Annotated in this window: 9 protein-coding genes; 5 read left to right on the top strand and 4 right to left on the bottom strand. The window is 35.4% G+C overall.

The genetic code is table 11. From position 1 onward, the window contains the following. The first annotated feature begins 34 nt into the window (after positions 1–34). Positions 35–262, top strand: coding sequence for a winged helix-turn-helix domain-containing protein (locus AC1WHX_RS06735; RefSeq protein WP_278584558.1), 228 nt, complete (start codon positions 35–37; stop codon positions 260–262). 274 nt (positions 263–536) lie between these two features. Here AC1WHX_RS06735 and AC1WHX_RS06730 read toward each other — a convergent pair whose 3' ends face one another. Next, positions 537–2,777 (bottom strand): inorganic phosphate transporter, encoded by a 2,241-nt coding sequence (locus AC1WHX_RS06730; protein ID WP_122337909.1) that lies wholly within the window; start codon positions 2,775–2,777, stop codon positions 537–539. 128 nt (positions 2,778–2,905) lie between these two features. Further along, complete coding sequence (locus AC1WHX_RS06725; protein ID WP_122337913.1) at positions 2,906–3,277, bottom strand: arsenate reductase family protein; 372 nt, start codon at positions 3,275–3,277, stop codon at positions 2,906–2,908. 208 nt (positions 3,278–3,485) lie between these two features. Between AC1WHX_RS06725 and AC1WHX_RS06720 the strand changes: the two genes are divergently transcribed. Beyond that, positions 3,486–6,701, top strand: a complete 3,216-nt coding sequence (locus AC1WHX_RS06720; RefSeq protein ID WP_278584555.1) for an ATP-binding protein — start codon at positions 3,486–3,488, stop codon at positions 6,699–6,701. Between the two features lie 84 nt (positions 6,702–6,785). Here the strand turns inward: AC1WHX_RS06720 and AC1WHX_RS06715 are convergent, their stop codons facing one another. After that, a complete protein-coding gene (locus AC1WHX_RS06715; protein ID WP_022390545.1) occupies positions 6,786–7,028 on the bottom strand; it encodes a DUF6582 domain-containing protein in 243 nt (80 codons plus the stop codon). After that, on the bottom strand, positions 7,015–7,398 hold the full coding sequence (locus AC1WHX_RS06710) for a YbbN family protein (protein WP_022601931.1): 384 nt from the start codon (positions 7,396–7,398) through the stop codon (positions 7,015–7,017). Before AC1WHX_RS06710 ends, AC1WHX_RS06715 begins: the two co-directional genes overlap by 14 nt. A gap of 148 nt (positions 7,399–7,546) precedes the next feature. Here AC1WHX_RS06710 and AC1WHX_RS06705 point away from each other — a divergent pair, with 148 nt between their 5' ends. The 3 genes from AC1WHX_RS06705 (at position 7,547) to AC1WHX_RS06695 (ending at position 11,358) form a co-directional block, all read left to right on the top strand. Continuing rightward, on the top strand, positions 7,547–8,752 hold the full coding sequence (locus AC1WHX_RS06705) for a glycosyltransferase family 87 protein (RefSeq protein ID WP_122337911.1): 1,206 nt from the start codon (positions 7,547–7,549) through the stop codon (positions 8,750–8,752). Positions 8,753–8,800: 48 nt separating this feature from the next. Then, positions 8,801–9,985, top strand: a complete 1,185-nt coding sequence (locus AC1WHX_RS06700) for a DUF418 domain-containing protein (RefSeq protein WP_122337908.1) — start codon at positions 8,801–8,803, stop codon at positions 9,983–9,985. A gap of 293 nt (positions 9,986–10,278) precedes the next feature. Continuing rightward, positions 10,279–11,358 (top strand): NAD(P)H-dependent flavin oxidoreductase, encoded by a 1,080-nt coding sequence (locus AC1WHX_RS06695; RefSeq protein WP_122337907.1) that lies wholly within the window; start codon positions 10,279–10,281, stop codon positions 11,356–11,358. Positions 11,359–11,611: the final 253 nt, after the last annotated feature.

Here is an 11,611-nt window from a genome sequence, read left to right as displayed (position 1 = left end):
ATCTTGAGACATGAACTTTAAAAATAAAAATGCTATGGAAATGATACCTATCGGAAAAAATGCAGGAATGTTATGGAGTCTTTTGGAGAGCGGTTCTGAATTTTCGGTCAGTCAACTTATTTCTAAATTAGATATGACACGAGATGATCTTTTTTCTGCTATCGGCTGGTTAGCTCGTGAAGGGAAAATATATTGTCGGAAACAGGATAATGAACTTTTTTTCAGTAATAAATGTATTCAAGGTTATTTTCATTTCGGGTAGTTTTAGAGCCTATAGTCTAAATTTTCTGTCAAAAAATATTATCAAGCAGTCTTTACGTTTTTTTCTAATCTGTTTTTTTAGTTTTCATTTGTGGTAATCCGATATCCTCTTTTATAGAAACGGCAAAACATTCTCAAAAGAATTTCCCAAAGCTGACCCGAATGAAATTAAACAGGCTCTTAAAGATTCTATATTTAGTATAGTATTTTATTATCTTAAAATAAAAGAGTCCGTTCATTTAATGTCCGGACTCTTTTTATAAATCGTTTAAGAATTATTCTTCTACTTGAAATTTTCGGCTGACTTTCAGTAAATTGCTGGTGTAAGCTACGACATTTTGAGCTTCTTGTATCATTGTAAGATATACCATGCTCACCTTCAGACTTCCGGTTTGTCCTTGTATCCGTTTCAGCTCGGCACGTTTTAATTGAGCAAGACTGTTGATCAGATGATTTGCAGTAGATATGGCCTCTTCAAAATTTGTGTAATCATTTTGAAGAATAATATTCCGTGCTTGTTCCAAAAAATCGGTAATACCTTTTGAAATGTGTTTGAATTCTTCTTTTTGAGCTTCCTGCAAAGGGTTGAAGTTATTGTCGGTATGTTCCAGACAAGGTTCGCATATGCGTCCTATACTATATATGACTTCACTGATAAAATCATTTCCTTGATAATAATACAATCCTTTCTCAATAGCGGTATTATTATCGAGATGAGCAACTCCTAACGTACCTATACGTTTTACTTTTTTGATATGGTCTTTTTCATCGTCGATAAGATTCATTGCCTTGCGTAATCCTCGGTAACTTTCGGACATAAACGAGTTGACTGTTTTGTCAAAAGTTTGTGAGGCAACTTCCAGTATAGCTCCAAGTTCATCTCTGGTATGTTTTCGGAGTAAGGATAGGGCTTCTTGTGTATCGTGACTGCTCATCAATTTTTGTACGGTCGGATCTCCTTTCTGTTTTGTAAGAGCTTTTTTATAGACTAATTGGCTACGAATAAGACTGAATATAGCCAACCCGATAAAAGCTATGATAGCGATTGTTCCTCCAAAATGTATAATAGTAGTAACAAAGAAGCAGATAAAAAATGCTGCTCCGGCAGTAATAAACCAACCGCCTATTACAGATAATACTCCGGTAATACGATATACTGCACTTTCGCGACTCCAAGCTCTGTCTGCAAGAGAACTTCCCATAGCTACCATAAATGCCACATAGGTAGTGGAGAGTGGCAATTTAAGAGCTGTTCCCATTGCTATCAAGAACCCGGCCAATACTAAGTTTACAGAGGCCCTTATTAAGTCGAATGCTGCCCCTTCTGCTAAAATCGCATCATCTGTATTGAATCGTGCATCTATCCATCGTTTTATTTTGTCCGGAACGATATTGGACAAGCTGGAGTTGACAGAACTTGATAACCGAACGATAACTCGAGCAACGGGTGAAGTTCCGAAAGCTTCTTCTCCTTCTTCCTGACGTGAGAGATCTACTGAAGTTTTTACTACATTATGAGCTTTTTTTGAAGTAAATAATGCTATAACCATTACAAGTCCGGCAGATACAAGAAAGTACCATGGAGTGTGTGCTGATCCCATAAGAGAAGTCATTAAATATGTGTCGGGATCAGCTCCTGATTGAGAGCTGAAATCGATAAATGATGAATAACCGGCAAGAGGAACTCCGATAAAGTTTACAAGGTCGTTTCCTGCAAATGCTAAAGCTAATGCAAATGTTCCCATTAGAACAATAACTTTAAATACATTGATATGTATCCATTGGAATATTTGCATCAATATGGTAGAGCCGATAAAACAATACAAGATCAGAGGTCCTGTATTTTCTTTTATCCATAGTTTGTTTTCTGGGGTCATAAACGATGATTCTTTTAGCCCGCTGATCAGTACGAAATAGATAATTGTCGTTATTGCTATTCCACCGAAGATTGCAGCGAAATATTTCATCTGTTTTTTATAATTGAATGTAAATATGAGGCGGGCGATATATTGTACCACAGTACCGAAAAAGAAAGCAATAGCTACGGAGACGAAAATAGCCAGAATCACGGATAAAGCCTTGTCTGTATTTAGCAATTGTCCGAATTCTAAAGAATGGTCACCGGCGATTTTTATGATAGATAATGCGAATGTTCCGCCTAAAAGTTCAAATACCAAAGAGACTGTAGTCGATGTCGGCATTCCCAATGAATTGAACATGTCGAGAAGTACGACATCTGTAAGCATGACAGCAATGAGAATACACATAATCTCGGTAAAATAGAAATGTTCTGGTTGGTAAATTCCGTGACGTGCTATATCCATCATTCCGTTGGAGAGGGATGCCCCGACAAAAATCCCGATTGCAGCAATACACATGATTGCTTTGAATGGTGCGGCTTTTGCCCCGATTGCCGAATTTAGGAAATTGACGGCATCGTTACTTACTCCGACTACTAAGTCGAATATGGCTAATAGGAAAAGAAAAATAACGATTCCTAAGTAGAATGTTTCCATATAAGTTCCTTTTTGTACTTTTAACGGACGCAAAGGAATGAAAAAGATGTTACAATAAAGTTACAAAATGGGAAATGTTGACTTTTTGAGGAATTATCTTTGTTTAGGGCCTATCTAAATTTTCCAATCTAAACTTTTTCTGGTTTTAGAAGTGCTTTAGACCATTCTTCTTCATTAAAACCGGTAAGAACTGTATTTCCGGATATTAGTACCGGACGTTTGACCAACATTCCTTCAGAAGCAAGTATTCGTAAAAGTTCTTCTTGCTGCGTATTTTTAATTTTGTCTTTAAGATTCAGTTCTTTATAGCGTAATCCGTTTGTATTGAAGAATTTTTGTATAGGCTTCCCGCTTTTCTCAATCCATACCGATAATTCTTGTTGTGTCGGATTGTCAGAAACAATGTCACGAATTGTTACATCTATATGGTTGCTTTTCAACCATTGAGCAGCTTTCCTGCATGTTCCGCATTTAGGATATTGTATAAAAAGAGGTTTCATAATCATTTTTGTAATAAAAAATTGTACATTGTATTTGAAGCAAATTTATGAAAATCTTTTTAACCCATACCGAGAGAAAAAGATGTTTTTTGTTGGGGGAGTATACGAATAAAGATTTTAAATAAATTTGTTTTTATCATAAAAGCTTGTGTCTTTTTGATAATTAATATTTACATTCGCAAGAGTGAACAAGTGTAAAAAATATTCTGTGAATACACATATAGAAAAAGAAAATAATCAATATAGGAAACTACTGTCTTTGGCACGTATAGGATGGTGGGAAGCTAATTTTAAAAATAGGACGTATCGCTGTTCTGATTTTTTGATAGATTTGTTAAACCTTCAATCCGATACGATCGGTTTTGAAGATTTTAAACTTTTAATAAGGGAAGATTTTCGGGAACGCATTAAGAATGAATTTTCTTCTATTTTATTGCAAGATGTGTATGAGCAGTCTTTCCCTGTTTATTCTAAGTATGGAGTTATATGGGTGCATTCAAAATTAGGAGAAAAGAGTTTGAATGAAGACGGACATTTGTGTGCTTTCGGTTTTTTGCAATGTATTGATAATCTTGAGGATATAAAAGATCGGGGATTGTCATTGGAACGTGTGAATAATCTATTATATCAGCAAAATTCAATTTCCCGTTTATTGTTGCAATTTTTTAGATCAGATAATGTAACGGGGGCTATTGATAAGATATTAGAAGATATTTTGTATCAATTTAAGGGAGGATATGTGTATATAGCCTCATATGATTGGGAAAATGGAGTATTGAATATTCTTTCGGAGTCGGTTAGGGAAAGTATGGAAGGAAAAAATCGGAGTATACGTAAGCTTCCTGTTGATAGTATGCCTTGGTGGACTCAGCAGATTATGAGTATGAAGCCTATCGTATTATTCAATTTAGATGAACTTCCCGAAGAAGCTGTTTTGGAAAAAAAGAGACTTGGGGCTCGAAATATAAAGTCATTGATGGCTGTTCCGATGGTTACTGATGATAGTGTGTGGGGATTTATGGAAATCGATATGATCGATGTTTATCGGGATTGGAGTAATGAAGATTATCAATGGTTTACCTCGATTGCAAATATTGTCAGTTTATGTTTGGCGTTTCGGATATCAGAAAAGAAAGCGGATATGGAACGACTTTATTTGAAAAACTTGTATAAGCACATGCCAATAGGTTATGTCAGAATGGAGTTGATAAATGACGATCAGAAGAATGTTGTAGATTATAGGCTCGTTGATGCAAATGAGGCGGCACTTGAAATTTCCGGATTGAAAAAGGAAGAGATAGGAATGTTAGCTTCAGAGCTTGATGTTATTTCGTTTTCTCGTTTAGTAAAAAAATTGTCGAGTTTTGATAATTTGAATGAGCATGCAGAGATAGATATAACATTTCCCCGAACAGGGAAAATAGGACATAATATTTTGTATTCTCCTGAACCGGGTGTTGCAGTAGTTTTGTTTAGCGATATTACCGAAAGTGTAAAAGCACATGAAGCGCTTGATCGGAGTGCGAAAATTCTGCATAATATTTATATGAATATTCCTGTGGGAATAGAATTGTATGACGAGAACGGTTATTTAATCGATATGAATAACACGGATATCAATATTTTCGGGTTAAAAAGTAAACAGTCGGCTTTGGGAATCAATATTTTTGAAAATCCAAATATTTCTGATGCGATTAAAAATAAACTAAAACATCAAGAATCGGTTTCTTTTCGCTTTAATTATCCGTTTAAAGCCGTTAAGAATTATTATCCGACAAATAAAAAAGGATACATTGATCTTTATACGAAAGTGAGTATTTTGTATGATAATCGGGGAAATTTTTCTAATTACTTATTTATTAATATCGATAATACCGAGATAAATAAGGCTTATAACCGTATTGCGGAATTTGAATCGTCGTTTTCGTTGATCAGCAGGTTTGGGAAAATAGGATATTGTAAATTTGACGTGATTTCCCGTACAGGTTATGGAATTACTCAATGGTTTAATAATTTGGGAGAAGAAGACTCTACACCTCTGGATCAGATAATTGGTGTTTATCGTCATGTTCATGAGGAAGATCGTCAGGCATTGTTTGATTATACCGTACAGTTGAAGAATAATGAGATAGACAGTTTTAGTAAAGAACTTCGTATTCGTAACGGGAACGGATGGAAGTGGACACGGGTAAATGTTATTCGTGATGTAATGAATAATACTCCCGGTAAGTTGGAGCTTATCTGTGTTAATTACGATATTACGGAGCTTAAGGAAACTGAGCGTAAACTGATAGAAGCCCGGGATAAGGCAGAAGAAAGTGGCCGTCTGAAATCTGCTTTTTTGGCAAATATGAGTCACGAGATACGAACTCCACTTAATGCGATAGTCGGTTTTTCGGAGCTATTGATGAATACTAATTCTTCGGAAGAAAAACAGGAGTTTCTGAATATCGTGAAAGAGAATAATGAATTGTTACTGCAATTAATTTCTGATATTCTTGATATATCGAAGATAGAGGCCGGTACATTCGATTTTGTTATAGGGCAGGTAAATGTCAATCTTTTATGCGAGGAAATTGTTCGTTCATTGCAAATGAAAGTTTCTCCTGATGTGCATCTTCTTTTTGAAAAACCGTCTGTCGATCCTATAATTCCCGGAGATAAAAATCGTATAAATCAGATTATTACTAACTTTGTGAATAATGCGATCAAATTTACCAAAAAAGGATTTATACGTGTGGGCTATAGGGTGCATGATAAAGAATTGGAATTTTATGTCAGTGATACGGGAGTTGGAATCGAACCTGATAAACTCGGTACTATTTTTGATCGTTTTATAAAACTTGATAATTTTGTTCATGGGACGGGACTCGGTCTTTCTATCTGTAAAAGTTTGGTCGAGCAAATGGGCGGAAGAATAGGGGTAGAGTCGAATCCGGGAATCGGTTCTCGATTTTGGTTTACTTATCCGCTGAATGAAAATTTTATTTCTGGTGATATGTGTGAAGAATCGAAACATGCTCTGTCGGAAGGAGTGTTACAGAAAGAAAATAGAAAACCTTTAATTTTGGTTGCAGAAGATACGGATAGTAATTTTTTATTGATTTCCGTTATTTTGAAGAAAGAATATGAGATTATCCGAGCTACAAGTGGAATTGAGGTGATAAAACTTGAAGAGGTATATAATCCGGATGTAATTCTTATGGATATACGTATGCCGGAAATGGATGGTATAGAAGCTACATTTAGATTGCGCGATAAAGGAGTAAAGACTCCGATAATTGCAGTTACGGCTTTTGCTTTTGATCAGGACAGAAACCGGATTCTCGAAGCCGGATGTGATGATTATATCAGCAAGCCTATTTTTTCAGCGATATTAAAAGAACGAATACGATATTGGTTGAATGAGAAAAGAAAATTATAGAAAAAAGTATATGTCCTGGAAACTAATGATAATTTCCGGAATATTTTGTTTGGTAAATCCCTTGGTTTCTTTTTGACAAAACTTTTATTTTTTTGCCCATTCTAAAATTATCGGGCTATTAATTGTTACTCCGAATTGTTCGGCTTTAAGTAAAATATTTCGTGCAAGTTCCGCTTTTTCTGTGTCGGGAGCATATCTAAAATAAGCTTCAGCTGCTCTTACGTGAGCAGCATCGGGCATAGGGAAAGCTCGTTGTTGCGGAAGGCCGAACTCTGAATTGTTGAGTTCCCTTCGTTCGGTAGTATCGAGTTTGTCAGATGCAGTCATTTTTTATTATTTGTTTTGTTCTACCTTCAATTAAAAACTCTGTTTTTTCTTTAGCTTCTTCCGGAGTCAAGAATCCCGGGATAAAGAGCGGTTTCCCGGTTAGGGGGATGAACATGGTTGTCGGAGATGTTTGAATATCGTATATTTGTGCTATTTGAGGGTCTCGGTCGATCAATACTTGATAGAAATTAACTTGAGGAAATAGTTTTTTTAAGGGATCGTAAACGTCCCGAATACCTTTTTCGTATAGATGAACCGAGTCGTGGAAAACAATGACGGCAGGATTTATACCTCTGTATATCCATTCTGAGCCGTGAGTAAAATCAGCTATTTCTTTTATAAAACGAGCTTTCGATAAATGTTCTAACATATTTGTTGAGTTCTAAGTTTATAGGGGTAGAACACTTGTAGCATCCTGAAAGATTTTTATTTCTCTTTTTTTTAACGTATCATTCAGAAATATGTGTATATATATTTATATTTGTGGCAAATTCTATATTCCAATTCCCGAATTTATTATGCAAAATTTGATCAGAAAGTTCAATATATTTATTCGTAAGCCTTTTTTTAGTGATTACCGGACAGTTTTCGGATTGTGGATGTTGTTGGCGGTGATAGCATGGGTGATGAAATATTTCCATCATTCATACAATAATTTTATGATTTTCCGGCAAACATTTTGGCATGCTCTTTCACGTTTGTCTTTGTATGCAGAATATCCTGCAGAATATTTCGATCACAATCATTATGGTCCTTTTTTTACATTATTTGTCGCTCCGTTCGCATTTACACCAGTATGGTTAGGTTTACTCAGTTGGTTATTGTTTTTGTCATTTTCGTTATATGTTGCGACTCGTACTTTACCGCTTGAAAAGAAAAAATTGATATTTATATATTGGTTTTGTGCTCATGAGCTGTTGACGGCATTGTTTATGTCTCAGTTTAATATCGGCATTGCCGCTATTATTATATTATCGTTTGCTTTGATAGAAAAAGAGAAAGATATTTGGGCGACTTTGCTTATCGTTATCGGATTATTCATAAAGCTGTACGGAGTCGTCGGGTTGGCGTTTTTCTTTTTCTCCCGTCATAAGTTTAAGTTTATCATTTCTTTTATCGGTTGGTCCGTTTTTCTTTTGATATTGCCGATGTGGGTATGGGGCACTGATTATGTATTGAATCAATATGTAGAATGGTTTGTCAGATTATCTGCTAAAAATCAAGATAATCAGTTCGCTTTGATGCAGAATATATCATTATTGGGAATGATCCGAAAAATATCCGGTATAGCGACATATTCCGATTTATATCCGATATGCGCAGGTTTGTTGTTATTCGGATTACCTTATTTGCGGATAAAACAATACCAAAATCCAGCTTTTCGATTGACTTTATTGGCATCAGTTCTGATGTTTGTTGTTCTTTTTAGCACGGGTAGCGAGTCTAGTACTTATATTATAGCGTTTATGGGGGTAGCTATTTGGTATGTAGCAGCGCCTTGGAAGAGAAGTCGAACAGATGTTGTCTTGATGGTTTTTGCATTTATTCTGACCAGTATGTCTCCTTCAGATCTTTTTCCGGCTTATTTACGCAAACATTATATAACGCCTTATGCGTTAAAAGCATTACCTTGTGTTGTAATCTGGCTCAAATTGGTATATGAAATGTGCTTTAAAGATTATGCCTTGCCTAATTATAAAATAATGAATATGGTTAAAGAGTAAAAATTATTCAGATTACCGTTCAAATATTCTCAACCGTTAAAAGTAACCATGAACACTCCTATTCTTAAACCCTCTGAGCGATTGAAAGTAGTAGATTCTCTGCGGGGATTTGCATTGTTGGCAATTGTATTGTTACATAATCTGGAACATTATAATTTATATTTTATTCCAGATTTTTATCCCGAATGGTTGCAATCTATAGATAAGTTTTTCTGGGATATGATTTTTTTCTTGTTTGCGGGGAAGGCATATGCTACATTTTCGTTATTATTCGGTTTTAGTTTCTATATTCAGTTTAGTAACGCCCGGAAAAAAGGAATTGATTTTCGGGGGCGTTTTGCATGGAGAATGTTCCTTTTATTCTTGTTTTCACAATTTCATGCATTGTTTTATAATGGCGATATTCTTTTGCTTTATGCAGTAGTCGGTCTTGTATTGATACCTGTGTGTAAATTGAGCGATAAGAATGTTTTAGTTATTGCGGTATTTCTTCTTTTACAACCTTATGAGTGGGGACGTTTGTTGTATACCGCATTTAATCCTGATTATGCAATTACGAATAGATATGTTCCTTATGCTATCTTATCGGGACAAGTTACAAGTCAGGGAACTTTTTGGGGAGTCCTTTGTTCGAATATCTGGACAGGACAACTGTACAGTAATATCTGGCAGGTAGAAGCCGGTCGATTGTTCCAAACTGCAGGATTATTCATGCTCGGGATGCTGTTGGGGCGCAGACGATATTTCGAGAAAAGCGATGTTTCTTGTCGTGTATGGCATCGGATTTTGAAGTCGGGAATTGTTATGTTTATTCCATTATATTGTCTAAGAATTTTTGTTCCGGATTATATAGAGAATTCTTCAGGGAAGATTCCTTATACTATTATAATTCAGTCTTTGTCAAATTTCGTTTTTATGGCAATTCTTATATCGGCATTTACATTGTTATGGTTTAAGAAAGAATCGGGCTATAAATGGCAAAATTTTATAATACCCTATGGCCGAATGAGCCTGACAAATTATATTACGCAGTCTATTATTGGGGTAGCGATTTATTATGGTTATGGATTATGTTTGTATAGAAGTACTGGAGCTGTTGCAACATTATTGATAGGTGCCGCTATTTTTATATTTCAATTATTGTTTAGTCGTTGGTGGTTGAGTAAGCATAAACAAGGTCCGTTTGAGTATTTGTGGCGTAAAGCGACTTGGATGGGATATAAACGAATTTAGGGTTAATAAAGTGTATATAATGAAATGATATATTCAATGTCTTTTGTGATATTTTATGTTAAAGAATAAGGAGGTAGTATAAATAGTTGTCTTTACCGACTATTTATAATAAAAATATGCTTCTTCTTTCAAAATAAATGCCGTTCTTTGACGCATCAATGAAATAAGTTTATTTTAATCTTCATTTTCTGAGTGAGTTCTCATTATACTACATATTGAGCTTTTCTGGCAAACGTAGGCTACATAAACTTTTCTTGTTTTAAACACAGTATTATCAAAAGAAAGTATTTATTATGAAATCTTTTTATATGGGAAATCTAAAGATAGATTTACCTGTAATTCAAGGGGGTATGGGAGTAGGAATTTCCTTATCCGGTTTAGCCTCAGCAGTAGCTAATGAAGGTGGAGTAGGTGTAATCTCTTGTGCCGGGCTCGGTTTGTTATATCCTAAATTGTCGACTGATTATTTAAAAAACAGTATTTTAGGGTTAAGAGAAGAGCTTCGTAAAGCTAAAGAAAAGACTAATGGAGTGATAGGTGTCAATATTATGGTAGCATTAAGTAATTTTTCGGATATGGTGAAGACTGCTATTTCTGAAAAGGCCGACATCATATTTTCCGGTGCTGGTTTGCCGTTAGATTTGCCTTCTTATTTGGAAAAAGAAAGTAAAACAAAGTTGGTACCTATTGTTTCTTCGTCACGAGCTGCGAAACTGATTTGTGAGAAGTGGAGAAATAATTATGATTATCTGCCGGATGCAATTGTTGTAGAAGGTCCTAAAGCCGGGGGACATTTGGGATATAAAAACGATCAAATTGAAGATGAACATTTTTCGCTGGAACATATTGTTCCGGAAGTTATCGAGGTGATAAAAGCCTATGAAAAATCTGGACACTGTAAAATTCCGGTTATTGCTGCCGGAGGGCTTTACACGGGAGAGGATATTTATCGCCTTATGCAGTTGGGAGCTACCGGAGTTCAGTTGGGGAGTAAATTCGTGACGACAGAAGAGTGCGATGCTTCTCCAGTTTTCAAACAAGCATATATCGATGCCGGACAAAGTGATATTGAAATTATTACCAGCCCGGTAGGAATGCCGGGGCGTGCAATATCGGGAGAGTTCACTCGAAAAGTAAAATCAGGAAGTGAAAAGCCTCGACGTTGTGCGTTTCATTGTATCAAAACATGTGACTATACTAAAAGTCCTTATTGTATAATAAAAGCACTTTATAATGCAGCAAAGGGTAATATGCAAAAAGGATATGCTTTTGCTGGGGCAAACGCATTTCTGTCGCAGAAGATTGTGAGTGTACGAGAAACTATCGATACCCTTAAAAAAGAGTTTATGCAGGCAAAGGAGTCTGTTAAGTAAGGGGAAGGCTGATATGTAAAATTTTTGTGACCGTTCAGGGTAATATTGATATATTATTTTTGAACGGTTTTTTGTAAAACGAGGTAGATGGTTGTACGGGAAAATCCTAATAAAATGTTAAATGGATTCTAAATTTTTATTCAGATAATTACTAAAGAACATATCCTTTCTCGAAAAATTATTATCTTTGGAAATATTAAAAGGTGTCATGTAAATAGAATTTCCGGTAAATGAGAAACACAGCATTTAATAT

This window comes from Coprobacter sp., assembly GCF_982436375.1.
Note: the sequence above shows the minus strand (reverse complement) of the source record. Positions and strands in the feature narration are given on the sequence as shown.